General features: G+C 72.7%; 23 protein-coding genes. 12 read left to right on the forward strand and 11 right to left on the reverse strand.

Going from position 1 to position 25,240, the window contains the following annotated elements; genetic code table 11:
* Positions 1–7: 7 nt before the first annotated feature.
* Together OG509_RS31730 and OG509_RS31735 are read right to left on the reverse strand one after the other, a co-directional pair.
* On the reverse strand, positions 8–541 hold the full coding sequence (locus OG509_RS31730; protein ID WP_406186051.1) for a DUF1990 family protein: 534 nt from the start codon (positions 539–541) through the stop codon (positions 8–10).
* Positions 538–1,416 carry a YndJ family protein gene (locus OG509_RS31735; RefSeq protein WP_406186052.1) on the reverse strand — a complete coding sequence of 293 codons (879 nt, stop codon included), beginning with the start codon at positions 1,414–1,416 and terminating at the stop codon, positions 538–540. Before OG509_RS31735 ends, OG509_RS31730 begins: the two co-directional genes overlap by 4 nt.
* Positions 1,417–1,607: 191 nt before the next feature.
* On the opposite strand from OG509_RS31735, the gene OG509_RS31740 reads away from it, so the two are divergent.
* The 4 genes from OG509_RS31740 to OG509_RS31755 all read left to right on the forward strand — a co-directional run bounded on the left by OG509_RS31740 (position 1,608) and on the right by OG509_RS31755 (position 6,452).
* Positions 1,608–2,981 (forward strand): DUF6777 domain-containing protein, encoded by a 1,374-nt coding sequence (locus tag OG509_RS31740; RefSeq protein WP_406186053.1) that lies wholly within the window; start codon positions 1,608–1,610, stop codon positions 2,979–2,981.
* A 7-nt stretch (positions 2,982–2,988) separates the two neighbouring features.
* Positions 2,989–5,052 carry a SpoIIE family protein phosphatase gene (locus OG509_RS31745; protein WP_406186054.1) on the forward strand — a complete coding sequence of 688 codons (2,064 nt, stop codon included), beginning with the start codon at positions 2,989–2,991 and terminating at the stop codon, positions 5,050–5,052.
* An 81-nt stretch (positions 5,053–5,133) separates the two neighbouring features.
* Positions 5,134–5,994: an Fpg/Nei family DNA glycosylase gene (locus tag OG509_RS31750; RefSeq protein WP_406186055.1), complete on the forward strand. Its 861-nt coding sequence runs from the start codon at positions 5,134–5,136 to the stop codon at positions 5,992–5,994.
* 26 nt (positions 5,995–6,020) lie between these two features.
* Complete coding sequence (locus OG509_RS31755; protein ID WP_406186056.1) at positions 6,021–6,452, forward strand: hypothetical protein; 432 nt, start codon at positions 6,021–6,023, stop codon at positions 6,450–6,452.
* Between the two features lie 42 nt (positions 6,453–6,494).
* Here OG509_RS31755 and OG509_RS31760 read toward each other — a convergent pair whose 3' ends face one another.
* Both OG509_RS31760 and OG509_RS31765 read right to left on the reverse strand, forming a co-directional pair.
* Complete coding sequence (locus tag OG509_RS31760) at positions 6,495–6,959, reverse strand: hypothetical protein (RefSeq protein WP_406187738.1); 465 nt, start codon at positions 6,957–6,959, stop codon at positions 6,495–6,497.
* A 201-nt stretch (positions 6,960–7,160) separates the two neighbouring features.
* A complete protein-coding gene (locus OG509_RS31765) occupies positions 7,161–7,700 on the reverse strand; it encodes a sigma-70 family RNA polymerase sigma factor (RefSeq protein ID WP_385585230.1) in 540 nt (179 codons plus the stop codon).
* 275 nt (positions 7,701–7,975) lie between these two features.
* On the opposite strand from OG509_RS31765, the gene OG509_RS31770 reads away from it, so the two are divergent.
* Positions 7,976–9,190: a CapA family protein gene (locus OG509_RS31770; protein WP_406186057.1), complete on the forward strand. Its 1,215-nt coding sequence runs from the start codon at positions 7,976–7,978 to the stop codon at positions 9,188–9,190.
* Positions 9,191–9,218: 28 nt separating this feature from the next.
* On the opposite strand, the gene OG509_RS31775 is transcribed toward OG509_RS31770, so the two are convergent.
* A complete protein-coding gene (locus tag OG509_RS31775; protein ID WP_406186058.1) occupies positions 9,219–9,680 on the reverse strand; it encodes a universal stress protein in 462 nt (153 codons plus the stop codon).
* 60 nt (positions 9,681–9,740) lie between these two features.
* Between OG509_RS31775 and lysX the strand changes: the two genes are divergently transcribed.
* Positions 9,741–13,046 (forward strand): bifunctional lysylphosphatidylglycerol synthetase/lysine--tRNA ligase LysX, encoded by a 3,306-nt coding sequence (lysX, locus tag OG509_RS31780; RefSeq protein ID WP_406186059.1) that lies wholly within the window; start codon positions 9,741–9,743, stop codon positions 13,044–13,046.
* 70 nt (positions 13,047–13,116) lie between these two features.
* Complete coding sequence (locus OG509_RS31785; RefSeq protein WP_406186060.1) at positions 13,117–14,049, forward strand: polysaccharide deacetylase family protein; 933 nt, start codon at positions 13,117–13,119, stop codon at positions 14,047–14,049.
* Between the two features lie 66 nt (positions 14,050–14,115).
* Here the strand turns inward: OG509_RS31785 and OG509_RS31790 are convergent, their stop codons facing one another.
* The gene (locus OG509_RS31790) at positions 14,116–14,814 is read right to left on the reverse strand and encodes a class F sortase (RefSeq protein WP_406186061.1); all 699 of its coding nucleotides are present in this window, start codon (positions 14,812–14,814) and stop codon (positions 14,116–14,118) included.
* 355 nt (positions 14,815–15,169) lie between these two features.
* Here OG509_RS31790 and OG509_RS31795 point away from each other — a divergent pair, with 355 nt between their 5' ends.
* Positions 15,170–15,748 carry a hypothetical protein gene (locus OG509_RS31795; RefSeq protein WP_406186062.1) on the forward strand — a complete coding sequence of 193 codons (579 nt, stop codon included), beginning with the start codon at positions 15,170–15,172 and terminating at the stop codon, positions 15,746–15,748.
* A 147-nt stretch (positions 15,749–15,895) separates the two neighbouring features.
* Here the strand turns inward: OG509_RS31795 and OG509_RS31800 are convergent, their stop codons facing one another.
* From OG509_RS31800 to OG509_RS31810, 3 genes are all read right to left on the reverse strand, one after another.
* A complete protein-coding gene (locus tag OG509_RS31800) occupies positions 15,896–16,468 on the reverse strand; it encodes a hypothetical protein (RefSeq protein WP_406186063.1) in 573 nt (190 codons plus the stop codon).
* Between the two features lie 245 nt (positions 16,469–16,713).
* Positions 16,714–17,484 (reverse strand): hypothetical protein, encoded by a 771-nt coding sequence (locus OG509_RS31805; protein WP_406186064.1) that lies wholly within the window; start codon positions 17,482–17,484, stop codon positions 16,714–16,716.
* Positions 17,485–17,536: 52 nt separating this feature from the next.
* Positions 17,537–18,241: a hypothetical protein gene (locus OG509_RS31810; RefSeq protein WP_406186065.1), complete on the reverse strand. Its 705-nt coding sequence runs from the start codon at positions 18,239–18,241 to the stop codon at positions 17,537–17,539.
* A 314-nt stretch (positions 18,242–18,555) separates the two neighbouring features.
* Between OG509_RS31810 and OG509_RS31815 the strand changes: the two genes are divergently transcribed.
* Both OG509_RS31815 and OG509_RS31820 read left to right on the forward strand, forming a co-directional pair.
* Complete coding sequence (locus OG509_RS31815; RefSeq protein ID WP_406187740.1) at positions 18,556–19,386, forward strand: SAM-dependent methyltransferase; 831 nt, start codon at positions 18,556–18,558, stop codon at positions 19,384–19,386.
* 107 nt (positions 19,387–19,493) lie between these two features.
* Positions 19,494–21,665, forward strand: a complete 2,172-nt coding sequence (locus OG509_RS31820; RefSeq protein ID WP_406187741.1) for a putative bifunctional diguanylate cyclase/phosphodiesterase — start codon at positions 19,494–19,496, stop codon at positions 21,663–21,665.
* Positions 21,666–21,696: 31 nt separating this feature from the next.
* Here the strand turns inward: OG509_RS31820 and OG509_RS31825 are convergent, their stop codons facing one another.
* Positions 21,697–22,767 carry an FAD-dependent monooxygenase gene (locus tag OG509_RS31825; RefSeq protein ID WP_406186066.1) on the reverse strand — a complete coding sequence of 357 codons (1,071 nt, stop codon included), beginning with the start codon at positions 22,765–22,767 and terminating at the stop codon, positions 21,697–21,699.
* A 119-nt stretch (positions 22,768–22,886) separates the two neighbouring features.
* On the opposite strand from OG509_RS31825, the gene OG509_RS31830 reads away from it, so the two are divergent.
* Complete coding sequence (locus OG509_RS31830) at positions 22,887–23,528, forward strand: TetR/AcrR family transcriptional regulator (RefSeq protein ID WP_406186067.1); 642 nt, start codon at positions 22,887–22,889, stop codon at positions 23,526–23,528.
* Positions 23,529–23,561: 33 nt separating this feature from the next.
* On the opposite strand, the gene OG509_RS31835 is transcribed toward OG509_RS31830, so the two are convergent.
* Positions 23,562–24,440: a LysR family transcriptional regulator gene (locus tag OG509_RS31835; RefSeq protein ID WP_406186068.1), complete on the reverse strand. Its 879-nt coding sequence runs from the start codon at positions 24,438–24,440 to the stop codon at positions 23,562–23,564.
* Between the two features lie 94 nt (positions 24,441–24,534).
* Here OG509_RS31835 and OG509_RS31840 point away from each other — a divergent pair, with 94 nt between their 5' ends.
* A complete protein-coding gene (locus OG509_RS31840; protein ID WP_406186069.1) occupies positions 24,535–25,239 on the forward strand; it encodes a succinate dehydrogenase in 705 nt (234 codons plus the stop codon).
* Position 25,240 lies beyond the last annotated feature (1 nt).

Raw genomic sequence — 25,240 nt, forward strand, 5'->3', positions numbered from 1 at the left:
GGGCGGATCAGGCCGCGGCGGCCAGCTTGCGCACGGTGCGGCCCAGCCATCGGGCGTAACGCAGCTGCAGGAAGGGGATCACCGGGCCCGCGAGCCGGGTGTACCAGGCGGCCGGGCGGCTGAAGGCGGTCACCTCGAACCAGACCGTGCCGTCCGGGTCCCGGAACACCATGAAGGACTCCTCCCCGCACTCCGGGTGGCCGGCCAGAGTCCCGTACGCGAATCCGATGCGCGCGGGCTCGTACGCCGTCCAGACCACCTCGCACGGCGCGCTGATCCGCAGCGGCCCGAAGCCGATCCCGACCACCACGCGGCTCCCGGGCCGGACCGCGCCGTGGCCGGCCCGCACCAGCATGCCCGAGGCGCGGTGGGCGCCGAAGGTGGTGACGGCGGTCCCGGCGGCCTCGAAGGCGGCCTGCCCGTGGCCGACCCGTGTGCGGTGGTGCAGGTGGTGGTATCCGGCGGGCAGCGGCCGCTGCCGCGTCGCACCCCGGTCGCGGTAGTTGACGGTGTCACGGCCGGCGCTGATGAGGCGGGTCATGGCGTGGTCTCCATTCGGTCTACGGCCAGCCTGCGCCAGGCCAGCAGCGAGCACAGGGCGAAGCCGAGCGCGTTGCCGAGACCATGGGTCGCGGCCATCCAGGTCAAAGTGGGGTGCACGAGGTCGGTGGCCTCACCGAGCGCCCACCACAGGGCGAGCAGCATGGTGGCCACCAGGACCGCGGCCGAGGTCGCCAGCAGCGCGCCGGTCGTGCGGCCCCGGGCGCCCGGCCGTATGTCCCGCCAGGTCAGCAGCGCCACCGCCCACATCCCGCCGGTCAGCACCACCGCGCCCGCGAGCTCCGCCCAGTCGTCCACGAAGTAGCCGAGGAGGACGAGCAGGGTCCCGCCGGGAACGCTGTACGCGGCCCAGCGCGACAGCGTCGTACTGCCCGACGCGCCGGGCGCGGCCGGGGCGGCCCGGCAGACCAGCCCGGCGACCAGGGCGGCGGTGAATCCCGCGAAGTGGAAATGCGGCACGGTCAGCGCCAGGATGTCCAGGTCGAAGCCGAACAGCCGGTATCCGGCGCGCTCGGCGACGAGGGCGGTCCCGGCGACCGACGGCGAGACCAGTGCGGTGAGCACGGCGATCTCGGCCGGTGCGAGGGGTCCGGCTCCGGCGGTCGGCGTCCGGAAGGACCGCAGCAGCCGGGCCGGGGCCCGGGCCGCGAGCGCCAGGGTGGCCGCGGCGTACAGCGCGGCGAGCGCCGTGGCGGTCGCGCCGCGCGGCAGCCAGAGGCACACGGCCCCCGGGGCGGCGAGCAGCGGCCAGATCCGGGCGATCGTGCCCAGCCGGACGGGGTCGATCAGGCGGAGGCCGGCGGGGATCACGTAGAGCATGCCCAGGGTGACGATCAGATGCACCAGTACCGTCACCGTGGACTCCCCTCCGCGCGCGGCCGAACGCCTTGAACGCGTTCAACTCACGGTCGTGACCTTACGAGGTTCCTTGAACATGTTCAAGACGTGATCCCGGCTTCGGCCCGCTCCGTCGCGCCGCTCCGGTTGCGGCCCTGCCGCGAATGCGGCAGACAGGAGAGAGCAACCGGGGCGAAAGGGAGATTCACGTGCACGCACCGACACACCGTCAGGCTCCACGCCGTCATACACCGGTCCGCGCAGCCCTCTTCACGCTCCTCGGTCTGCTCGCCGCGGCCTGCGGCGTTCCCGAGGAACCGAAGAGCGCGGCCGGCCCGGAGAGCCAGGAGGTCCTGCTCCAGCCCGTGGGGACGGCCGGCCCCGACCCCTTCACCGCCACCTCGGCCACCGGCGAGTCCGCGCCCGCGCAGCCGCCGCTGCCCAACCCGACCGGCCAGGGCATCCGGACCGTCAACGCGGCCACCCCCGGTCTCTACGCCGGCACCAAGCGGCTCGGCAGCTGCGACGTGGAACAGCAGCTGCGCGCCCTCACCGAGGATGAAGCCAAGGCCAAGGCCTTCGCCCAGGCCGTCTCCGTCGACAGGGCGAAGCTCCCCGAGTTCCTGCGCGGACTGACTCCGGTCGTGCTTCGCGCCGACACCCGCGTCACCAACCACGCCCTCCGCGAGGGCCGCGGGGACGCCTTCCAGTCCGTCCTGCAGGCCGGCACCGCCGTCCTCGTCGACGACCACGGCATGCCCCGGGTCCGCTGTGCCTGCGGAAATCCGCTCCAGGCACCGCGCGCCCCCAAGGGCTCCCCGGCGCTCAAGGGCGACCAGTGGAACGGCTACCAGCCCCACCAGGTCGTCGTCATCGAACCGACCCCGCACCCGATCAAGAGCCTGGTCATGGTCAACATCGCCGACAACACCTGGATGGAGCGCAAGACGGGCGACGACGGCGCACAGGACGGCACCCCGCAGCCGGTCCCCGCGTACGACCCGGCGCAAGGCATCCCCTCCGGTCCCGTGACCCCGCCCGCGGCGGCCCCGGCCGAGCCGTGCGCCCCGCCCGAGACGGGCAACGACGCCGGCGCCGGGACGAACAGCCTGGCCAGGACCGCCCCGCCGGCCCCGCCGAAGCCGCCGGGCGGTCCCGCCGGGGTCCCGGCCCCCGAGGCCACGGACTGCGTACCGGCCCAGAGCGAGCAGGCCGGTCCGGACCGGCAGGCCCAGCCCGACCGGCCCGGTCCGGCCACGCCGCAGACCCCGCAGAAGCAGAGCCCCGGGCAGCCCCCGGCCGCTCCGCGGTCCGACGTACCCCCGAACCAGCCGGGCGACGTACCCCCGGACGCCTTCGCGGACCCGGGGCTCCCGCCGGAGGCAGACGGCTCGATGCCGCGCCAGCCCGACCCGGGGGACCCGTTCGCCCAGGGCGACCCCTCCGGCCGGGGCGACGACCCCTTCGGCCGCGGGGACGACCCCTTCGCCCCGTCCGGCCAGGACGCGCCGAACGACCCCTTCGGCGGCCCGGACCGGCAAAAACCGCTCGCGAACCCGGCCCGCTCCTTGGAGAGCGCCTGACCGGCCCGTGTGTCATGGTGGATCGGTGCCGACCACCGTATCGCTGCCGGACGACTGGCCCGCACACCCGGACCGGTCGCTCTCGCTGAACCGCATGGGCAGTTTCGACTGGGACCTGGAGACCGGTCTCCTGCACATGGACGCAGCGGCCCTCGAGGTGTACGACATGACGCCCGGGGAATACGACGGTCGGCCCGAATCCCTCGCCCCGCGCGTCCCGCCCACCGAGGCGACCCGGCTGGACGCCCTGGTCTCCAGCGTCCTCAAGAGCGGCGACGACAGCTACGGCGCCTACTTCCGGATCCGCACCCAGGACGGGCAGCTGCGCTGGACCCACACCCAGGGTCGCGTCATGCGCGGCTCCGACGGCCGTCCGTTCCGGATCATCGGCATCGTCCGCGACGCCACCGAGGAGCTCAGCCACTCGGCGGAGCGCCTCGGCCTCGACGAGGAGCGGCGCCGCCAGACCTCGGTGGTCGAGAGCACCACCGCCGCCCTCGCGCACGCCCGGACCGTACGGGACGTCATCGACGTCATCGGCGACGCGCACGGCCTGGAGCGGCTCGGCTCGATGGGCATGGTGATGGGCCTGGTCGAGGCCGGGCGGATCCACCTCGTGGCCGAGGGGCCCGCCGACAGTTTCGTACCCGGCACCCGGTACACCCGGATCGACGAGCAGTACCCGATGAGCGAGGTCGTCCGCTCGCTGCAACCGTGCTTCCTCGACTCGGCGCAGGAGTTCGCCGAGGGATATCCCGACCTCTGGTCGAAGATCTCGTCCATGGACATCTCGGCGGCCGCGTACCTGCCGCTGATCGCCCAGGCCCGCCCGATCGGCGCGATCGGACTGCTCTACCAGGACAAGGACGGCTTCACGCAGGACGAGCGGAACCTGCTGATCGCACTGGGCAGCAGCATCGCGCAGAGCCTCCAGCGGGCGATGCTGCTGGAGCAGGAGCACGACCTGGCGGAAGGCCTTCAGCAGGCGATGCTCCCGCGCCGGATCCCGTCGGTGCCGGGCGCGGAGATCGCCGTACGGTACCGCTCCGCCCGGATGGGCCAGGACATCGGCGGCGACTGGTACGACGTCATCCCGCTGCCCGGCGGCCGGGTCGGGGCCGTCATCGGCGACGTCCAGGGCCACGACACGCACGCGGCGGCGGTCATGGGCCAGCTGCGGATCGTGCTGCGCGCGTACGCCGCCGAAGGGCACGCGCCGGGCACGGTCATGGCCCGGGCCTCCGTCTTCCTGCACGAGCTGGACACCGACCGGTTCGCGACCTGCACGTACGTCGAGGCCGACCTCTCGACGGGCGTCCTGCAAGTGGTCCGCGCCGGGCACATCGACCCGCTGCTGCGCACCCGGGACGGGGACTGCCTGCGGCTGCCGGTGGAGGGCGGGATGCCGCTGGGCCTGTCGGCGGAGTTCGGCCGCCTGGAGTACCCGGTGACCACCGTGGAACTGGACCCCGGGGAGACGCTCGTCCTGTGCACGGACGGCCTCGTGGAACACCCCGGCGCGGACCTCGACGACGGGATCCAGCTGCTCACCGCGCTGGTCCGGAGCGGGCCGGCGGACCTCGCGCGGCTGGCGGACCGGCTGTGCGGGGTGATCGACGAGCGCGGCGGCGACGACGACATGGCGCTGCTCTTGCTGCGCCGCCAGGTGGAGGACACCCCGCAGGGCGGCGGCCGCCTCCAGCAGCACGTCGCCCCGGGAGACCCGGAAGCCCTGGTCGCGGCCCGCCACATGATCGGCGCGGCGGTGCGGGCGTGGGGCGCGCGGGAACGGGCCGACGAGATCGAGCTCGTCGCGGACGAGCTCATCGTGAACGCGCTGATGCACACGGACGGCCCGGCCATCGTGACCCTCCGGGTCCTGACGGGCCACGAACGCCGCCTCCGCGTCGAGGTCGAGGACCGCTCCAGCGCCCTCCCGCGCCGCCGCGAAGCGGGCGACTCCGGCGTCTCGGGACGCGGCCTGATGCTGGTGGACCGCCTGGCGGACGTCTGGGGAGTGGAACCCCGGGGCAGCGGCAAATGCATCTGGTGCGAGTTCGTGATGCCCTGACCCGCACCGTCGGGTCCCGGCCGGCTTCGACGACTCCCGGTTCGGGTAGCCGGGGCGGGGGTTGCGGGGGAGGGTGGGGGTATGCCCGAGCTGCCCGAGGTCGAGGCCCTGCGGGAGTTCCTCGACGAGCACCTCGCCGGGCGGGTGGTGGAGCGTGTCCTCCCGCTCGCCGTCAGCGTGCTCAAGACGTACGACCCGCCGCTCAGCGCCCTCGAAGGGCAGCCGGCCGGGGCCACCGCCCGCCACGGGAAGTTCCTGGCGATCCGGATCGGCGAGCTCCACCTCGTAACCCATCTGGCCCGGGCCGGCTGGCTCCGCTGGCAGGACACCCTGCCCGATCGGCCGCCGCGCCCCGGCAAGGGGCCGCTCGCCCTCCGCGTCGCCCTGGAGGGCGGCGGCGGCTTCGACCTCACCGAGGCCGGGACGCAGAAGCGCCTCGCGGTGTACGTCGTCCGCGGCCCCGAGGAGGTGCCCGGCATCGCGCGCCTCGGCCCCGACCCGCTCGCCGTCGGGTTCGACCGGGACGCGTTCGCCGCGCTCCTGGCGGGGGAGCGGCGGCAGATCAAGGGCGTGCTGCGCGACCAGAGCGTCATCGCCGGGATCGGGAACGCGTACAGCGACGAGATCCTGCACGCCGCGAAGGTCTCGCCCTTCAAACTGGCGGCTTCCTTCGACGAGGAGCAGGTCACCCACCTGTACGAGGCCGTCCGCGGGACCCTGCGGGAGGCCGTCGAACGCGCGCACGGCGTGGCCGCCGGGAACCTCAAGGCCGAGAAGAAGAGCGGGCTGCGGGTGCACGGCCGGGACGGGGAGCCCTGCCCGGTGTGCGGGGACACCGTGCGCTCGGTGTCGTTCGCCGACTCCTCGCTCCAGTACTGCCCCACCTGCCAGACCGGCGGCAAGCCGCTCGCCGACCGCAGGCTCTCCCGTCTCCTCAAATGACGTCCGCCTGCGTAGACTCCGGCCCCATGGCCGACCAGCAGCAGCCGCATGCGCGCCCGCAGCAGCAGCCGCCTCCGCCCCGGCGCGAGATCGTCACGGGTGTGCCCCGCGGCACCCGACGCCGCCCGCCCGCGCACACCCCGGCCCGTTCGGAGATCTCCGAGCAGACCACCCTGGGCGCCACGTACGTCCGGGCCCTGATGCGCAGCCAGCTCCGAGCCGGGCTCGGAGCGCTGGGTGTCCTCGCGCTGCTCGTCGGGACGCTGCCGGTGCTGTTCGCGCTGTCGCGCTCGGCGTCGGGGCCGCTGGTCTGGGTGACGCTCGGCCTGGTGGCGTACCCGGTGATGTGGCTGATCGCCCGGTGGTACGTCACCCGGGCCGAGCGCAACGAGGCCGATTTCACCGGCCTGGTGATGGACCCGGCCGAGGCGCCGGGCCCGTACCGACGGCCCGGCTGACCGTCCTCGGTCCTCGGAGCGCCCGCGTAACGACGCCCGCCCTCAGAACAGGTGCATCGCCAAGTGGCCCAGCGGCAGGCCGAGCTGCCACGCCGGGGTCCACACCCGCGCGTTCTCGTCCAGGCCCGGCGGGGTGTCGGCGTGGCCGTGCCGTCCCGGGTCGAGGTTGGTGGCGAACAGTTCGGTGCGGTCCAGCCAGCGCCAGGCCGCCCGGGCCAGTTCCAGGTCCGGGTCCTCGCCGCTGCCGCGCTCCCTGGCCTCCTCGCCCAGCGCGAGGAACCGGGTGTCCACCCAGTCGCGCCAGGGGTGTCCGTACGCCGTCAGCGACATCCACTCGTCGAGCTGCGAGACCACCCGGATCCCGGAGAGCTCGCCGGCCGCGTCGGAGAGGTAGATCGTCAGCGCGAGCGTGTCCCGCCCGGCGCGGAACTCCAGGGTACTGACCGGGATCAGCCGGCCCGTGCGCAGCAGTTCGTCGGCGATGTACTCCGCGTAGAGCCATGCCATGGGCACCGCGAGCCCGCCGTCACTGGTGCCGTTCGTACCCTCGGGCTGCACCGTTCCACCTTCTCCCGCGCGTCGAGCTTCCCGTCGTCAGCCATGAGCCTTCACCGAGCGACTCGCGGAACGGGGCATGTTTACCCAACTTGAACGCTCTGAGGCCGATTTCGATGCGTTTTGTGTCCGATCCGCATGCATTCGGTTCGTTCAGGCCCCGAGGCCGTACCCGTAGCCCTGGAGGCCCTTCTTCAGTGCGCGCAGGGCGTAGTACGTACGGGACTTGACCGTTCCGGTCGGAATCCCGAGCTCCGCCGCCGCCTCGGCCACCGAGCGGTCCTGGAAGTAGACCTGCATCAGCACGTCGCGGTGCTCCGGCCCGAGCGAGCCCACGGCCCGCCGGACGTCGATCGCGGTGACCGAGCCGGCCACCGCGTCCACGGGCGCGGGGGCCTGCTCCAGCCCCTCCGGGTCCACCTCCTGCGGGCGGGACAGCCGCGCCCGCCGGGCGTCGATCGCGAGCCGCCGCGCCACCGTGAACAGCCAGGGCCGCATGGATTCGTGAGCGCTCTCAAGCACCTCGGGGTGCTGCCAGGCGCGGACCAGCGTCTCCTGTACGAGGTCCTCGGCGCGCTGGGAGTCCCCGGCCGTGAGCCCGAGCAGGAAGCCGAACAGGGCCCGCCCGTGGTCGCGCTGGAGTTCGGCCAGCGCCTCGGGGTCCGTGCGCAGGAGGGTGGGGGAGAGGGGCACGAGGGCCTCCTTCCTGGGTCCGTTCGGCTCCGACGCACCCACCCTCACCTGCACGGAGCGCCCCGGGAACCGTCCGGCCCCGCCGTTGCGCCCAAGCGCCCAGGTCATCCGGTGGGCGGCCGCGACCGGCGGTGAACGGTCGAACGGCGCGGCGAACGGCCACCCGGGTGAGGGCGGGTGTCGCCCGGGCCCCGCGGATCCGCCGCCCGACTGGTGACGTCCACCCCCATGGATTACAGATGGTCGGATAGTCCTACTAATGAGAGCTGGCTCATATGACCAAGCACACCCGGCGGGCCCTCGCGCTCCTGTCGGCTGCCTTGCTGGCCGCGGCCGCCGCCGGCTGCTCCTCCGCCAAGGACCCCGCGCCGGCCCGCCTCGGCAACTCCCGCGCCCCGGCGCCGTCCACCGGCTCCGGGGCGAACTCGGCCCCGGCCGAAGGCGCCGCGAAGGGCTTCACCCTGGTCGCGACCGGCGACGTACTGCCGCACGATTCGGTCATCAAGCGGGCGGCGGCGGACGCGGACGGCGACGGCCACGACTTCAGGCCGATGTTCTCCCTGGTCAAGCCGGTGGTCTCGGCGGCGGATCTGGCCCTCTGCCACATGGAGACCGTGTACGGGGAGGACGGCGGGCCGTTCACCGGCTACCCGGCGTTCCAGTCCCCGCCGGAGGTGGCCGACGGACTGAAGGACGCCGGGTACGACGGCTGTTCCACGGCCTCGAACCACACCCTGGACGCCGGGGCCGAGGGTCTGAAGCGCACCCTCGACAAGTTCGACAAGGCCGGGCTGAAGCACGCCGGTTCGGCCCGTACGGCGGCCGAGGCGGCCACGCCCACCACGTACACGGCGGGCTCCGCGAAGGTGGCGCACCTCGCGTACACGTACGACACGAACGGCTACCCGCTGCCCGAGGGCCAGCCGTGGGCCGTCAACCTGATGGAGAAGGACAAGATCATCGCGGATGCGCGAGCCGCTCGGAAGGCGGGCGCGGACGTGGTCCTGGTCAGCGTGCACTGGGGCACCGAATGGCAGACCGAGCCGGACGAGAAGCAGCTCGCGCTCGGCAGGGAGCTGACGGCCTCGCAGAGCGGCGGGCGCCCCGACATCGACATGATCCTGGGCACGCACGCGCACATCCCGCAGGCCTACGAGAAGGTCAACGGGACGTGGATCATCTACGGCATGGGCGACCAGGTCGCCGGTGAGATGTTCAACTACTCCGGCGCGCGGGACATGCGCGGCAACTACGGCTCCATCGGCCGCTTCACCTTCGCCCCGCCGGCCGCCGCGGGCCTGCGCTGGCAGGTCACCAAGGCCGAGTTCATCCCGCAGATGATGGACCTGTCCGCCGGGAAGGTCGTCAACCTGCCCGCCGCCCTCGCACAGGACCCCGACGACGACGAGTACGAGCGCGCGCAGGACGCCGTCAGCGAGGCCGTCCTCAGCCGCGGCGCGGCCAAGGACGGCCTGACGATGGCGAAGTAGCCCGTGCCCTTTGGCCGGGGAGCGCCGGTCACGGAACCACCGTGACCGGCCAGCGGCCCGCCTTGACCAGGCGGACCGCCACCGATCCGATGATCCGGTGCCCGGCCTGCTCCGAGGCACCGACCACCACCGCGTCCGCCTTGAGCTCGTCCGCCGCGCTCACCAGCCCCGCGTACGGGTCGCCGCGGAAGGTGTGGAACTGCCAGCGCACCTCGTAGACGCCCTTGACCCGCTCTGCCGCGTCCCGGATCTCGGCCGCCAGCCCCTCCGCGATCTCCCCGGTGGTGTCGGCCACCGGCGCGCCCAGCGAGGCCCCGGCCGGCATCACCGGCTGGACGTACACCAGCGCCAGCAGCGCGTGCTGCCGCCGGGCCAGCCCCGCCGCGTACGCCGCGGCCCGCAGGGAGGACTCCGACCCGTCCACCCCGGCGAGGATCACCTTCGGACCGTCCGTACCGCGTTCGAATCCCGTGTTCACGTGCTCAGTCACCCTCCCGAGGTTATGCGCTTCGCCGCGCGCGGCGGCGCGGGCCTCCCTAGAGTGCCAATCATGAGTGCCACCGCGGAGGAGACCCGGGGCACCCGGAACCGCTTCCTGAACCGGGTGCCCGACGCGTTCGCGGCGTTCTTCGGAACGCTCGGGCTCCTGTGCGCCGTACTGGCACTCTCCCCGACACTGCGGCACCTGCTGCGGCACATCGTGCGCTTCCTCGACGAGATCGTGGTGCCGGTCAGCGCCAACCTGGCCTACGCCGTCTTCCTCTTCCTGCTCGCCGCCGCCCTCGGCACCCGCAAGAAGGTCGCCTGGTGGATCGTCGTCACCTATCTGGCCCTGCTCCTGCTGGTCGACGTCCTGATCATCGCCGACGAGTACTACTGGATCGGCGGCCCCTCGATGGCCATCGCCGTCGCCGCCCTCGTGGTCCTGATCGCCGCCCGCTCGGAGTTCTACGCCGCCTCCCGGCCCGGCGCCTTCTGGCGCGCGATGCTCGTCCTTGGCCTCGGCCTGCTCGTCGCCGTCCTCGCCGGCTGGGGGCTGGTCGCCCTGTTCCCCGGCACCCTGCCCGAGGGGCAGTGGCTGGACTGGGCCGCCCGGCAGGTCTTCGGCGGTCTCGTCTCGCCCCGCCAGTTCGACGGCCACCCGCCCCGCCCGCTGTACTTCTTCCTCGGCCTCTTCGGCGCCCTCGCCCTGCTGAACGCCGCCTCGACCCTGTTCCGCTCCCAGCGGCTGACCGCCGCCCTGCACGGGGACGAGGAGCCCCGTATCCGGGCCCTGCTCGGCGCCTACGGCCGGAGCGACTCCCTCGGCTACTTCGCCACCCGCCGCGACAAGGCCGTGGTGTTCGCCCCCAACGGCCGGGCCGGCGTCACCTACCGCGTCGAGGCCGGCGTCTGCCTCGCCAGCGGCGACCCGGTCGGCGACCCCGCCGCCTGGACCGGCGCCGTCGACGCCTGGCTCACCGTCGCCCGCCGCCACGGCTGGCAGCCCGCCGTCATGGGCGCCTCCGAGGAGGGGGCGACCGCGTACGCCCGCTCCGGGCTCAGCGCCCTCCAGCTCGGCGACGAGGCGATCCTGCACGTCGCCCACTTCGACCTCGACGGCCGCGACATGCGCGTCACCCGCCAGGCCGTCAACCGCGTCAAGCGCACCGGGGCCACCACCCTCATCCGCCGCCACTCCGCCCTCAGCGAGGAGGAGATGCAGCGGATCATCGAGCGCGCCGACACCTGGCGCGACACCGAGACCGAGCGCGGGTTCTCCATGGCCCTGGACCGGCTCGGCGACCCCGCCGACGGGGACTGCCTGCTCGTCGAGGCCTTCGACGCGCAGGGCGAGCTGATCGCCCTGCTCTCCTTCGTCCCGTGGGGCAAGGACGGCATCTCCCTGGACCTGATGCGACGCGACCGCACCGCCCCCAACGGGGTCATGGAGTTCATGGTCGCCGAGCTGTGCGCCGCCGCGCCCGGCCTGGGCGTGCGCCGCATCTCCCTGAACTTCGCCGTCTTCCGCTCCGCCTTCGAGGAGGGCGGGCGGATCGGCGCCGGGCCGGTGCTCAAGCTGTGGCGCAAGCTGCTGCTGTTCTTCTCCCGCTGGTGGCAGCTGGAGGCCCTGTACCGCTCGAACGTCAAGTACGGGCCCGAGTGGTACCCGCGGTTCCTCTGCTACCAGGACGCCGGCTCGCTCGCCCGGGTCAGCCTCGCCTCCGGTATCGCCGAGGGCTTCGTCTCCGTACCCAGCCTGCGCAAACTGTGGGGCAACGGGCATGCCAAGGGTCTCACCGCGCCCGTCAGCACCGAGGGGCTGCCGTCCATCGACTCCCTCGCCCTCGACCTCGTGGACGTGGAGGCCGAAACGGCGGCGCGGGCCGAGCGGCTGCCCGAACAGGTCCGTGTCCGCCACGACAAGATGGAGCGGATCCGGGCGGCCGGCACCGACCCGTACCCCGTGGGCATCCGGCAGCGCACCCACACCGTGGCCGAGCTGCGGGCCGCCCTCCCCGGGCATGCGCCCGGCGCCCGCTCCGGAGAACAGGCCACGCTCGCCGGGCGGGTGATGCTCGTACGCGACCTCGGCGGCGTGGTCTTCGCCGTCCTGCGCGACTGGTCCGGGGACATACAGCTGATGCTCACCCGCGACGAGAGCGGCGCCGGCGTACTGGACTCCTTCACCTCCCAGGTCGACTTCGGCGACCACGTGGTCGCGAGCGGCGAGACCGGCGCCAGCCGCAGCGGCGAGCCCTCCCTCGTGGTCTCCTCCTGGCAGCTCACCGGCAAATGCCTGCGCCCGCTGCCCGACAAGCGCAAGGGTCTCGCCGACCCCGAGGCGCGCGTGCGGCGCCGCTACCTCGACCTGGTCGCGAGTCCCGAGGCGCGGGACGTCGTACGGGCCCGGTCCGCGGCCGTCCAGGCCCTGCGCCAGGGGCTGCTGGACCGCGGCTACCTGGAGGTCGAGACCCCGATGCTCCAGCAGATCCACGGCGGGGCCAACGCCCGGCCCTTCCGGACCCACATCAACGCCTACGACCTCGACCTGTACCTGCGCATCGCGCCCGAGCTGTACCTGAAGCGGCTGTGCGTCGGCGGCCTGGAGAAGGTCTTCGAGATGGGCCGCACCTTCCGCAACGAGGGCGTCTCCTACAAGCACAATCCCGAGTTCACCATGCTGGAGGCCTACCAGGCCTTCGCCGACTACGACGTCATGCTCGACCTCACGCGCGAGCTGATCCAGGGCGCCGCGACCGCCGCCTTCGGCTCGCCGGTCGCCCACAAGGCGGGCCCGGACGGCAAGCTCGTCGTCCACGACATCTCCGGGCCCTGGCCGGTCAAGACGATGTACGGGGCGATCAGCGAGGCGCTCGGGGAGGAGGTCGACGGCGACACCGAGGAGCACGTACTGCGTCGGCTCTGCGACCGGGCGGCCGTCCCGCACACGCCCGAGAACACCCGCGGCGATGTGGTGCTGGAGATGTACGAGCGGCTGGTGGAGGAGAAGACCGAGCTGCCCACCTTCTACAAGGACTTCCCCACCGACGTCTCCCCGCTGACCCGGCAGCACAGGGGGGACCCGCGGCTCGCCGAGCGCTGGGACCTCGTCGCCTTCGGGACCGAACTGGGCACCGCCTACTCGGAGCTGACGGATCCGGTGGAGCAGCGGCGCAGGCTCACCGCCCAGTCGCTGCTCGCGGCGGGCGGCGACCCGGAGGCGATGGAGCTCGACAACGAATTCCTGGACGCGCTGGAGTACGCGATGCCGCCGACGGGCGGCCTGGGCATCGGCGTCGACCGGCTCGTCATGTTCCTCACGGGCCTCACGATCCGCGAGACGCTGCCGTTCCCGCTGGTGCGGCGCGGCTGATCGGGTGAGGGGGAGCCCGCGCGTTCGCGCCTCTCGACATCTGCGGGGATGTCGTTGATACGTAGTAATAATGAAAAATGACGAGCCGACAGTAGGGCGACGCGTGCTCCTGCGCACCGCCGTCTTCCTCGGAGTCGCCGCGGCCTCCGGACTGCTCACCGGCGGCGAGACCGGCGCGCCCGGCCAGAACACGGCGGGCGGCGCACCCGGCGCCGGCCTCGGCGCCGCCCCCGGCAGCGGCCCGGCGGCCGGACAGCCCGGACCCGGCGGAGCCGCCGGACCGGGCGGAGTCCGCGCCCTGCGGCCGCAGGCGCCCGGCCAGGGCGCGTACCGGCTGAGCCCCATGACCGCCGAGATCCCGCTGCGCCCGCCCGCCGCGCGGCCCGCCGTCCGGACCCGGCCCATCCTGGAACTGCCGCCCGACGCGAGCACGGCGAGCGCCATGGTGCTCACCTTCGACGACGGGCCCGACCCGCGCTACACGCCCGCCATCCTCGACACCCTCGCCCGGTACGGCGTCCGCGCCATGTTCTTCGTGTGCGGGGAGATGGCCACCGACAACCGGGACCTGCTGCGCCGGATGGCCGCCGAGGGCCACGTCATCGGCAACCACACCTGGACCCATCCGCTCATCCCCACGCTGAGCCGGCCCGCCCTCGCCTCCGAGATCGCCCGCACGAGCGAGGTCGTACAGGAGGCCGTGGGGGAGGCGCCGCAGTGGTTCCGGGCACCGTACGGGGCGTGGAACCGGGCGGCGTTCGAGATCGGGGCCGAGCTGGGCATGGAGCCGCTCGCCTGGACGGTGGACACGCTGGACTGGAAGGAGCCGGGCACCACCACGATCGTATCGAACGTCCTCAAGGGCGCGGCGCCCGGCGTGATCGTGCTCAACCACGACGCGGGCGGCGACCGCTCGCAGAGCGTGCAGGCGGTGAGCACGTACCTGCCCCAACTCCTGGCCCGGGGCTACCGGATGACGCTGCCCACGCTGCCGCCCCGCTGAGGACCGTACTCCTCGGCGGGGCGGGTGCGCGTGTCCTGGCGCGGTGCGGCGGCGGTCCGCCGCCGCTCAACGGGTCTCCACCAGCCGGGCGAAGACGACGACGTTGCCGTCGTAGCCCCGGGCCTTGGAGTAGCCGCCGCCACACGTGATCACCCGGAGCTCCGCGTGGCCGTTGTCCCCGTACACCCGGGCTCCGGGGAACGTCTCCTTCGAGAAGACCTCCACCCCGTACACCTCGAACACCGCCGTGCGCCCGTCGTACCGCTCCACCTCGATGTGGTTGCCCTTGCGCAGCGAACCCAGGCCGTAGAAGACCGCCGGGCCGTTCGCGTTGTCGACATGGCCCACGACCACCGCCGAGCCGCGCTGGCCCGGCGAGATCCCGTTGAGGTACCAGCCGGCCAGATTCGGGTCCTGCGGCGGCGGGGCCTCGATCCAGCCCTGCGCGTCCAGCCCGACCGTCATCACCGGCGCGTCCACCTTGATGTTGGGGATGCGGATGCGCTGGACCGACGAGTGCTCCAGCGGCTGCACCTCCGGGCGTGGCTCGGCCTGCTGATGCATCGGCTGCTCACCCTGCACCGGCGGAGCCGCCGGCAGCTGCTGGGCCGGCACCCCGACCGCCGCCGCGGCGGTCGGCTGCGGCGGCCCGTCGCCGATGTCCGCTCCGTTGCGCATCATGGCGAGGCCGCTGAGCATGACCAGTGCGAGCACGCCCCAGGGGGATCGTCTTCTCGGTGGCTGCTCGCTCTCGTCCTCGGTCATGGCTCTCCCTTCCCGACGCGGGGGTCCCGACCCGCGTTCTTGTCCCACCCCTGTACGCCCTTCCTCACGCACGCTAAGGCTGCGTGCGCAAGACGGCGATCGGTGAAGGGCGAACGGGTGGCGGCGCGGCCGGAAGGGGTGCGCCCATCCAGGTATTCGTCACATAAATGCCTGACGGGTCGTGACCTGCGGCTCCGTCAGGCGAGCCGCGCGCGCCTCGGCGTGTCGCTCAACCTTGCGGCCCAAAGCCGGAAATGCGCTGGTTGCGAGCCGCCCCGAGGGTTCGTCGTGGGAGGCGTTCTCGTCGATCTTCCCGGGCGACCGCTCCGGGGCGCTTCCCGCTGGAGGTTCCACCATGCGTGTTCTCCGCGCCCTCACCGTGGCCGCGGCGGCCGTCGTCGCCGTCGGGCTCAGTACCCCGTTCGCCGCCGCGAACCCGTCGGACCCACTGGGCGGATCTCCGTCGGGTCAGGGCGGCAACGGCGGCATCGGGGGCAACAACGGCAACAACGGCAACAACGGCAACAACGGCAACGGTCCGAGCAATGTCACCGTCAACCCGTACTCCGTGCACCAGGGCTCGACGATGCAGGTCAGCGCGGCCGGGTGCCGTCACGGCGGCACGGTCTGGTCGGCCGGCAACTTTCCCCAGACGAACCTGTCGGCCGGCTCCATCGGGTTCGCCACCGTCCGGATCTTCAACCACGCCTCGCCGGGCAACCACACGCTGTCGGTCAAGTGCCACGACAACAGCCTGGTCGCCACGCACCGGTTCACCATCCTCCGGGGCAACGGCGCACAGGGCGGTATCGGCGGCTCGTTCGGCCCGTCCACCGCCGAGACCGCCATCGGGTCGAGCCTGGTCGGCGCCGCTGCCCTGGGCGCGGGCGCGCACGTGCTGCGCCGGCGCCGTCCGCTGCGCGGGCGGGCCTGACGGCCGGGCCCTCCCCGGTCGGGCCCTGCGCAGCCCGCAGTAGCCCGGGAACCGCCGGTCGCCCCGAATCCTGGCCAGGACTCGGGGCGACCGGCGGTCGGTGCTCCGGGGGTGTGCGCGGAGCGTTGCCGTGGACGGACTGACGGACTAGTGGCCGCGGGTGGATGCGCGGCGGCGCAGGACGTACGCCGTACCGCCGGCGGCCGCGAGGAAGAGCGCGGCGCCCGCGGCGAGCTCCCGGGGGTCCATGCCGGCCACGCTGCCGCCCAGACCTCCGCGGACGCCGAGGGAGGCACCCCGGCTGGCCGTGGAGTTGGCCGTCGACGTGGAGGTGGAGCTGGTGGTGGGCTTGGTGGTGCCGCCGGTGATGGTGAGGTCCGCCGAACCATTCTCGCCGTTGCAGGTGAAGGTGACGGAATACACGGCTCCGCGCCGGGCGTCGCGGTCCACGGTCACCCGGGCGGTTTGGCCGCGGGCGATGCTCACGGTGTCGAAGACGCCGGAGGAGACGGTGGCGTAGGCGGCGTTGCAGCCGGTGACGGAGAGCACCGTCTGGCCGCCGGGGGCGACCGTCGACGGGGTGATGGCGAAGCCGAACGAGGTGATGGGCTGGGCCTCGGCCGCGGCCGCGGAGGAAGCGCCGAGGGCGCCGAGCGCGAGTACGGCGCCCGTGGCGCCGGCGCTCAGCAGGGCGGTGGCGTTGCTGCGTATCGCACCCATGGTTGATCTCCGGATCTCCGAGGAGCAGCCGCGGAACGGTTTCCGCACGTGGGGGGGTCGTGCGCCTCGATGTCCGACACGCTAGGTCCGGTCGCGGTGACCCGCGATCAGGAACGGGCGAATGGGGCACAGGGGTGGGCCGAACCGGGGACGGCGGGCCCGTACCCGGTTTGCGGCGCGTCGGCGTGACCCGGTTCCCGGGATCCGGTCTCCGGGAACCGGTCCCCGATATCCGGTCCCGAGCCTCAGCCGCCGAGCGGCAGATGCGGGAACTGCGCCAGGAAGGGTTCGGCGGTCGCCGCGATGCCCCGGCCGAACGGCGCGTCGAAGTCCCAGATCAAGAACAGCAGGAAGGCGATCAGAGCGCTGAACAGTCCTGCCAGCAGCAGTTCCCGGAACGAGCGGCGGATCTGCAGGGTGAAGACCAGGCCCACCGTCACCAGCGCCCCGGCGATCAGCCCGAACCACACCACCCCCGGCATCGTCGCCCCGGCGCCCTGGCCACGGGCGCTGCGGGCGTCGTCCACCAGCGCGACCTGGTCCACCAGCGGCTGGTACGCCTGCCCCTCGTGGTCGGTCTGCGGTTCGTAGTCCGTTACGTCCCGGCGGATGCGCTCCAGCAGTTCCGCGCTGCGGTCGGTGAGATCGCCGTGGTCGGCCATCTGCTTCCACTCGGTGTCCACCACGTACGTCACGTACGCGTCGACGTCGGACCGGATCTTCTTGCGCACGTCGGCCGGGTAGACCTCCGAGCGGACGCTGATCTCGTGCAGGGCCTGCGCCTCCTGGCGCACGTACTCCTGGGCGGCCCCGCGGCCCTCCCAGACACCGGCGATCGCCAGGCCCAGCACGATCGCGTAGATCACCCCGATCATCATCGTCATGTACTCGATGACGTCCGGGGTCTCGTTGGGATCGTCGTCGTCGCCGATCCGCCGGTGGTTGAAGAAGGCGATGGACAGCACCACGGCGCAGGCCGCGGCCATCGCGAGGGTCAGGACGAGCCATTCCGACAAGATGACTCCCAATCGGTCACGAAAGGTGGTGTGCGGGCGGCGGGTCTGCGGACTAGCGAGGCCGCAGTGCGACGATCGCGAGCACCGCGGGGGCCGCGGTCATCAAGGTGAAGGTCACCGGTGAGATGTGGTGCTCGGGCCGCTTGGCGGCCGCCGTGCGGTAGGCCGGCCTGGCCACCGGCTTCTTCGGGGGCGGGGGCGGCGGCGTCACCACGGGGGCGGGCGCCTTCGCTTGGAGCGGTGGCGCCGGCACCGGCTTCGGCGGGGCCGGCGCGGGAGGCTTCGGCCGGGGCTTCGCCTGCGGAGCGCGCGGGGGCGGCGGCGTGGGCTTCGGCGCGGGCGGAGGCGGCGGCGCGGGTGGGGGAGTCGGCTTCGGTGGCGGCTTGGGCGTCGGGGTCGGCAACGGGGTCGGCGTAGGGGTGGGGGTCGGCTTCGGCGGGCACGGCGGGGGAGGCGGCGGGCAGTGGTGTCCACCGTGTCCGTGGTGGCCTCCGTGGCCGTTCCCGTGCCCCGAGCCGTGGCCGTTTCCATGGCCGTTGCCCCGGCCGTCGGGAGGGCCTTCGCCGTGATGTCCGCCACCCCGGACGCTCGCGGCCGCGCCGCTTCCGGCGGTCGCGACCAGCCCGACGGCGCTCGCGCCGTCCCCGGCGTCGATCGTCGCGTAGGCGCAGCTATCAGCCACGGCCGGCGTGGCGGACAGCGCCGCCCACAGCAGGACCGGGACCACCAGCAGGCGTCTGGTAGAGGCTCTGTTCACCCGGGGAGCATGGGCTCACGTGCGCCCGCGCACGCCGAGCTCGGCCGTGGTTCGCCTGAACGGGTGGTGTGAAGACCGTAGAGGTTTGAGCCACGGAACGAAGAATTCCGATCACCTACCTGCGCATTCCCAAAAGCGACTTGTCGGTTTCGGTCATTCGCTGCGGGAGGGGCCGTGGAGGCCTTTGGTGTGTGATGAAGAACGGATCACCAATTTCCGCTTTTGCTCGCTCCGTTGGGCAATGATCAGTACATTCGGCTCGGACAGGCGTCCGATCCCGGACGACCGCGCAGGACTACGGCTTGGAGACCCCGATGGAGCGCCCCGCCTGGGCCCCGCCAGGTATCGACATATCGGTGCCGAGCGTGTCCCGCATCTACGACTACTACCTGGGCGGCTCCCACAACTTCGAGGTCGACCGCCAGGCCGCCCGCCGCGCCATGGAGTTCCTGCCGGGCCTGCCCAAAATCATGCAGGCCAACCGGGCCTTCATGCGCCGCGCCGTCCGCTACGCCGTGGCCCAGGGCGTCACCCAGTTCCTCGACATCGGCTCCGGCATCCCCACCTTCGGCAACGTCCACGAGATCGCCCAGGCCGCCAGTCCCGAGGCCCGCGTGGTCTACGTGGACCACGACCCGGTGGCCGTCGCGCACAGCCGGGCCGTCCTCGCCGGCGACGAGCGCACCGGAATCATCTCCGCCGACCTGCGCAAGCCGCAGGACATCCTCGCCGCCCCCGAGGTCTCGCAGCTGCTCGACCTCGAACGCCCGGTCGCCCTGCTGCTCGTCGCCGTCCTGCACTTCCTGGAGGACTCGGACGACCCGTACGCCGCCGTCTCCGAGCTGCGCGACGTGCTGGCCCCCGGCAGCCTCCTGGTGCTCACGCACGCCTCCTACGAGGGGATCCCGCTCTCCCCGGAGGTCGCGGCCGGAACGGTCGGCGTCTACCGCGACATCCGCAACCCGCTCGTGATGCGCAGCGGCGAGCAGATCGGCCGCTTCTTCGAAGGCTTCGACCTCGTCGAACCCGGCGTCGTGTCCATGCCGCTGTGGCAGCCCGAGGGCACCGAGGACCCGGAGGGCGGCGAGACGCCCGAGGACCCGTACGCGTTCTCGGGCTTTGGCGGAGTGGGACGCAAGGCGTGAGATCCACGGCCGCGGTGCCCTCCGGCACACCGACCCCGAAGGACGAGGGGCCCGCGCAGGCAGCGGAGCCCACCGCCCCGCCCACAGGCCCGCCGGCTCCGGCGGGCCTGTCGGCGGGCGCGGGCCCGGCCGCGCTGCGGAGCGGGCTGGAGGACCGGATCGGGCGCTTCGCGACCATCTGGGGACGGGCGATCTTCCCCGTCACCGCGACCTCGCTGACCCGCGTCGAGTTCGAACAGCACCTCATACCGCTCGCCCGGACCCTCGCCGAAGCCCTGCACGCCCGGCCCTTCGACGCGGGCGTCGCCCAGCGGGTGGGAGCCGAACTCGTCGCCGTGCACTGCACCGACCCGGAGGCACTGGCCGGCACGCTCGGCGTGGTCGAGTCGTACCTCGTGCTCTACTGCGGCCCCGACGGCGTCGGCGTCGAGGGCACCGAGGAGTACCGCTCGCGCTGCGCCCGGCTCCAGCACGGCATCGCGGCCGGATTCGCCCGCGCCCTGCGCGAACGCACCCTCAAGGAGCAGGAGGCCATCGCCCGCTCCGCGCTGACCGCCCGCATCGACGCCCAGCAGGCCCTGCACGCCAGCGAGGAGCGCTTCAAGGCGGTCTTCGAGGGCGCGGCCGTCGGCATCGGCATCGCCGACCTCGAAGGGAACATCCTCGAGGTCAACGACGCGCTGCTGCAGATGTTCGGCGGGATGAACGGGCACATGCGGGGCCGCAACGTCAGCGAGTGGGGCCACCCCGACGATGCCCCGCACGTCTGGCGGATGTACGGCGAACTCGTACGTGGCGAACGCGAGAGCTACCGCGTGGAGAAGCCGTACTACCGGCACGACGGGACCGTGCTGTGGACCAACCTGACGGTGTCGCTGCTGCGCGACGCCGAGGGCGTTCCCCAGTACCAGCTGGCGCTGATGGAGGACACCACCGAGCGCCGGCTGCTGAACCTGCGCCTCCGCTACGAGGCCACCCATGACGCCCTGACCGGGCTGCCGAACCGGACCCTGTTCTTCGAACGCCTGGAGAAGGCTCTGAGCGGGGCCGGCGGCAGCCGTTTCGGCCTCTGCTACCTGGACCTCGACGGGTTCAAGGCGGTCAACGACAGCCTCGGCCACTCTGCGGGCGACCGGCTCCTGGTGGAGGTCGCCGACCGGCTGCAGAGCTGCGCGACGGGCCCCGGCGAGGTCGTCGCACGTCTCGGCGGCGACGAGTTCGTGGCGCTGACCACCGGTTCGGACACCGAGGAGAAGGTGACCGAACTCGCCGTCCGGATCCTGTCCGCCCTGTCGGTGCCCATCCGCATCGAGGGCCGAGAGCTGTCGGTCCGCGGCAGCATCGGCATCGTGGAGGGCCCGGCTCGCGAGCGCACCGCGGCGGAGGTGCTGCGCAGCGCCGACATCACCATGTACCGGGCCAAGGCGGCCGGCGGCAACCGCTTCGAGTTCGCCGACGCCGAGGCCGACGCCCGCGCCATCACCCGGCACGGCCTGACCAACGCCCTCCCGGCGGCGCTGGAACGCGGCGAGTTCTTCATCGAGTACCAGCCGCTGGTCCACCTGCACGACGGCAGCGTCCACGGCGCCGAGGCCCTCGTCCGCTGGTCCCACCCGCAGTACGGGGTACTCGGCCCGGACCGCTTCATCCCGCTCGCCGAACGGACCGGGCTGATCGTGCCGCTCGGCCGCTGGGTCCTGGAGGAGGCCGTTCGCCAGGCCCGCAACTGGCAGCGCCAGCACGGCGGCTCGGCCCTGCGGATCAACGTCAACCTCTCGCCGACCCAGCTGCACCACCCCGGCCTGGTCGCCGACACCGTCGCGGTGCTGGAGAACTCCGGCCTCGCCCCCGGCGCCCTGTGCCTGGAGGTCACCGAATCGGCTCTGATCGGTGCCGACGACGAACTTCTGGAGCCCCTGCGACGGCTCGCGGCCCTCGGCGTGGACATCGCGCTCGACGACTTCGGCACGGGTTACTCGAACCTGGCGAACCTGCGCCGCCTCCCGGTCAGCGTCCTGAAGCTGGACCGCTCCTTCACCAAGGGGATGCAGCAGCAGCCCGCCAACCCGGTCGACGTCAAGATCGTGGAAGGCATCGTGGCCCTGGCCCACAGTCTCGAACTCGCCGTCACGGTCGAGGGCGTGGAGACCGGCGCCCAGGCCGCCCAGCTCCGCGACCTCGGCTGCGACACCGCCCAGGGCTGGTACTACGCCCGCCCCGGCGCCCCCGACCGCATCCACACCCTCTCGCTGTCGGACGCCGTGCCCACGCCCTCCTGACGCCCGGCCCGACACCGGCCCGGCGGCCCGGTCAGTCCAGGCCGGCCTCCGTCCCCCGGCCGGGTGTCCGGACGGCCGCCAGAACCCGCTCGTACCGCCGCGCCGTGTCGGCCGCGACCTCGGTGGCCACCGGCAACCGCTCCGCCTCGTACACGTCGAGCACCTCCTCCCCGCCCGGCCCGGTGAGGGCGGCGGCCAGGGTCCGGCCCAGGGCGGCCGCGTCGTCGATGCCGGTGTTCATGCCCAGCCCGCCGGCTATGGGGTGGACGTGCGCGGCGTCCCCGGCGAGGAAGACCCGGCCCTCGCGCATCCGGGTGACCACGCGGACGCTGACCCGCCAGGTGGAGAGCCAGGTGGGATCCGTGAGCCGGATCCCGGGTATCCGGGCGTGCCGGTCGAACAGGCGCTGGAAGGTCTCCAGCGAGGGCGGCACCGGCTGCCCGTGCTCGTCCTGCTCGGGTGAAGCCTGTAGCTGGAAGGTGTCCGTCCCCGGCATCGGGCAGAGCATGATCCCGCTGCCGTCCGAGCTGAACCACTGGTGCCAGAAGTCCCGGCTGAGCCCGGGGGCCCGGACGTCCCCGATGACCATCGCGGGCTCCTCCTCCGTGCTCCCTTCAAAGGGGATGCCGAGGAGCTTGCGGGTGGTGCTGTGCCCGCCGTCGCACCCGGCGAGATAACGGGCCCCGATCACGGTGCCGTCCGCCAGCTCCGCCCGGACCCCGGCCGCGTCCTGGCCGATTCCGGCCAGCCGGGCCCCGTACTCGACCGTCACCCCCAGTCCGGCGAGCCGCTCGCGCAGCGCCTCCTCGATCTGCCACTGCCCTATCAGCAGCCCGGTGCCGGAGACGAGGGTGTCGTTGACGTGTGCTCCGTCGAAGTACTTGCGCAGGACCACCTCCTCCTTGCCGATGGCGGTCAGGGACCGGGCCACGCCGAGCTCCTCGAAGATCTCCACACTGCTCGGGCGGAGCCCCTTGCCGCGGGACTCGCGGTGAGGCTCCGAGCGCTCGTCGATGACGCGGACGGCGGCTCCCCGCAGGGCGAGGGCGCAGGCCAGGGTCAGTCCCGTGGGGCCGGAGCCCGCGATCAGTACCTCAGTCATCGGATGTCCTCTCAGGTCGATCCCTGTCTCGTCGATGTCTCAAGGAAAGCGGTTTCCGCCAGAAAAAGCAACCCGGTAAAGAAATTAACTGAGTCACGATTCTGTGCTACGCTCGCGGTATGGAGAAGACGGGTCTGCGCGAGAACAAGAAGCTCCGTACGCGTCGCCAGCTGGCGGCCACGGCGCTGGAACTCTTCCTGGAGCGGGGCTTCGATGCCGTGTCGGTGGCCGATGTCGCCGCCGCGGCCGAGGTCTCCAAACCCACCCTGTTCCGGTACTTCCCGAGCAAGGAGGACCTGCTGCTCGACCGGTTCGCCGACCACCAGGACGAGGCGGCGCGCATCGTGCGCGACCGGCCCGCAGGCCGGACTCCGGTGGCCGCGGTGCACGCGCACTTCCTGGCGGCCCTCGCCGAACGGGACCCGATCACCGGGCTCTGTGACCACCCCGGGGTGGTCGCGTTCCAGCGGCTGCTCTACTCCACCGCCAGCCTGGAGAGCCGGATGGCCCACTACGCCGACCGCGAGGTGGAGCTGCTCGCCGCCGTGCTCGAATCGGAGTCGGTCCGGCCGCTCGCCGCCCGGCTGGCCGCGATGCACCTGGTGGCGGTCCGCCATGAGCTGGGCCGGGAGAACTATCTCCGCATGGCCGCCGGCCAGAGCGCCGAGGAGGCCCACCCGGCGGCCGTGGCCGACGCCGACCAGGCCTTCGCGATGCTGGCCGACGGGCTCGACGAGGCCCTTCCCATAGCCGCGGCCTGACGGACCCGCCGCCCCACGAGAGGCGCGGCGCGCTCAGCCCAGCAGCATGCGCTTCAGCTCACGCGCCGCGCGCGGGGGAGCGACGTCCGTGCGGTGCGCCAGGGCGATGGTGCGGCGCAGCGGGGAGCCTGCCAGCGGGGTGGCGCGCAGCCCCGGGCCGCCGTGGTCGACGACCATCGCCGGGACCACCGCCACGCCGAGTCCCGCGCGTACGAAGCCCAGGACCGCGTCCATCTCCCCGCCCTCCACCGTGAACACCGGCTCGAAGCCCTCCGCCCGGCAGGCGGCCACCGTCAGGTCCCGCAGGTCGTAGCCGTGGCGGAACATCACCATCGGCTCGTCGCGCAGCGCGGACACCGTCAGCGGCCCGCCGCCCGCCGGCGGCGGCAGCTCCGCCGAGGAGACCACCACCAGGTCCTCCGTCAGCAGCTCCACCGTGGTCAGCGACGGAGCCGAGGGCGGGAGCGGCAGCGCGATGAGTGCCAGGTCCAGGGCCCCGCGCGCGAGTTCCCGTACGAGGTCCAGCGAACCGCTCTCCTCGATCAGCAGCTCGATCCCCGGATGGGCGGTGTGGAAAGCGCGAAGAACCCCGGGCAGCAGCCCCGTGCACACGCTCGGCGTCGCGCCCAGCCGCACCCGCCCCCGCCGCAGCTGCGCCAGCTCCTGCACCTCCAGCCGCGCGGTGTCCGCGTCCGCCAGGATCCGCCGGGCCAGCGGCAGCAGCGCCTCGCCCGCGTCGGTCAGCGCGATGTTCCCCCTCGCCCGGCTGAACAGCTCCGCCCCCAGCTCCCGTTCGAGCGCCTTGATCTGCTGCGAGAGCGACGGCTGGGCGACGTGCACCCGCTCCGCGGCCCGGGTGAAGTGACGGGTTTCGGCGACGGCCACGAAGTACAGGAGCTGCTGGAACTGCATCGCCCCAGCATACGCCGTATATAGGCAAGCCCTATCGAGATGAGCACCAGCATGTCTTGGACCTCTCGGGACTTTGGTCCTTACCGTCGGTGGCATGGCTCTGGCAACGCGGACGGGCCGACGGCCGTCCACCACGCGAACGCTCTGGGACTCCACCGTCGGCAAGAAGTCCGTGATGGCGATGTCCGGGCTGATCATGCTCGGATACCTGGTCGTCCACATGCTCGGCAACCTCAAGATCTTCTTCGGGGCGGGCGAGTTCAACGGCTATGCCCACTGGCTGCGGACCCTCGGCTCGCCCTTCCTCCACCACGAGTGGGCCCTGTGGATCGTGCGCGTGGTGCTCCTCGCCGCGGTCGTCGGCCACGCCGTGTCCGCGTACCAGCTCAGCCGCCGGGACATCAAGGCCCGCCCGGTCAAGTACGCCCACAAGCGCCGCCGCGCGAGCTACGCCACCCGCACCATGCGCTGGGGCGGCATCATCCTCGCCCTGTTCATCGTCTGGCACCTGCTCGACCTGACCACGCTCACCGTCAACGAGCGCGCATGGGCCGGCCACCCCTACGAGAACGTCCTCGCCACCTTCTCCACCTGGTACGGCAACACGATCTACATCGTTGCGATGTCCGCCCTCGGCCTGCACGTCCGGCACGGCTTCTGGAGCGCCGCCCAGACTCTCGGCGCGGGCAACGCCCGCCGCGACCGGGCGCTGAAGTTCCTCGCCGACGCCCTCGCCCTCGTCCTCTTCGCGGGCTTCGTTTCCGTCCCCGTCGCCGTCATGACCGGAGTGGTGAGCTGAC

This window comes from Streptomyces sp. NBC_01006, from assembly GCF_045162725.1.
Lineage (GTDB): Bacteria > Actinomycetota > Actinomycetes > Streptomycetales > Streptomycetaceae > Streptomyces.

Bases quoted from the DNA above. Each gene is read 5' to 3' on its own strand.
- OG509_RS31825 (WP_406186066.1), bottom strand. From the start codon at position 22,767: ATGACTGAGGTACTGATCGCGGGCTCCGGCCCCACGGGACTGACCCTG.
- OG509_RS31770 (WP_406186057.1), top strand. From the start codon at position 7,976: ATGACCAAGCACACCCGGCGGGCCCTCGCGCTCCTGTCGGCTGCCTTG.
- OG509_RS31790 (WP_406186061.1), bottom strand. From the start codon at position 14,814: ATGACCGAGGACGAGAGCGAGCAGCCACCGAGAAGACGATCCCCCTGG.
- OG509_RS31795 (WP_406186062.1), top strand. From the start codon at position 15,170: ATGCGTGTTCTCCGCGCCCTCACCGTGGCCGCGGCGGCCGTCGTCGCC.
- OG509_RS31750 (WP_406186055.1), top strand. From the start codon at position 5,134: ATGCCCGAGCTGCCCGAGGTCGAGGCCCTGCGGGAGTTCCTCGACGAG.
- OG509_RS31840 (WP_406186069.1), top strand. From the start codon at position 24,535: ATGGCTCTGGCAACGCGGACGGGCCGACGGCCGTCCACCACGCGAACG.
- OG509_RS31815 (WP_406187740.1), top strand. From the start codon at position 18,556: ATGGAGCGCCCCGCCTGGGCCCCGCCAGGTATCGACATATCGGTGCCG.
- OG509_RS31760 (WP_406187738.1), bottom strand. From the start codon at position 6,959: ATGGCATGGCTCTACGCGGAGTACATCGCCGACGAACTGCTGCGCACG.
- lysX (WP_406186059.1), top strand. From the start codon at position 9,741: ATGAGTGCCACCGCGGAGGAGACCCGGGGCACCCGGAACCGCTTCCTG.
- OG509_RS31730 (WP_406186051.1), bottom strand. From the start codon at position 541: ATGACCCGCCTCATCAGCGCCGGCCGTGACACCGTCAACTACCGCGAC.
- OG509_RS31830 (WP_406186067.1), top strand. From the start codon at position 22,887: ATGGAGAAGACGGGTCTGCGCGAGAACAAGAAGCTCCGTACGCGTCGC.
- OG509_RS31835 (WP_406186068.1), bottom strand. From the start codon at position 24,440: ATGCAGTTCCAGCAGCTCCTGTACTTCGTGGCCGTCGCCGAAACCCGT.
- OG509_RS31785 (WP_406186060.1), top strand. From the start codon at position 13,117: ATGAAAAATGACGAGCCGACAGTAGGGCGACGCGTGCTCCTGCGCACC.
- OG509_RS31755 (WP_406186056.1), top strand. From the start codon at position 6,021: ATGGCCGACCAGCAGCAGCCGCATGCGCGCCCGCAGCAGCAGCCGCCT.
- OG509_RS31800 (WP_406186063.1), bottom strand. From the start codon at position 16,468: ATGGGTGCGATACGCAGCAACGCCACCGCCCTGCTGAGCGCCGGCGCC.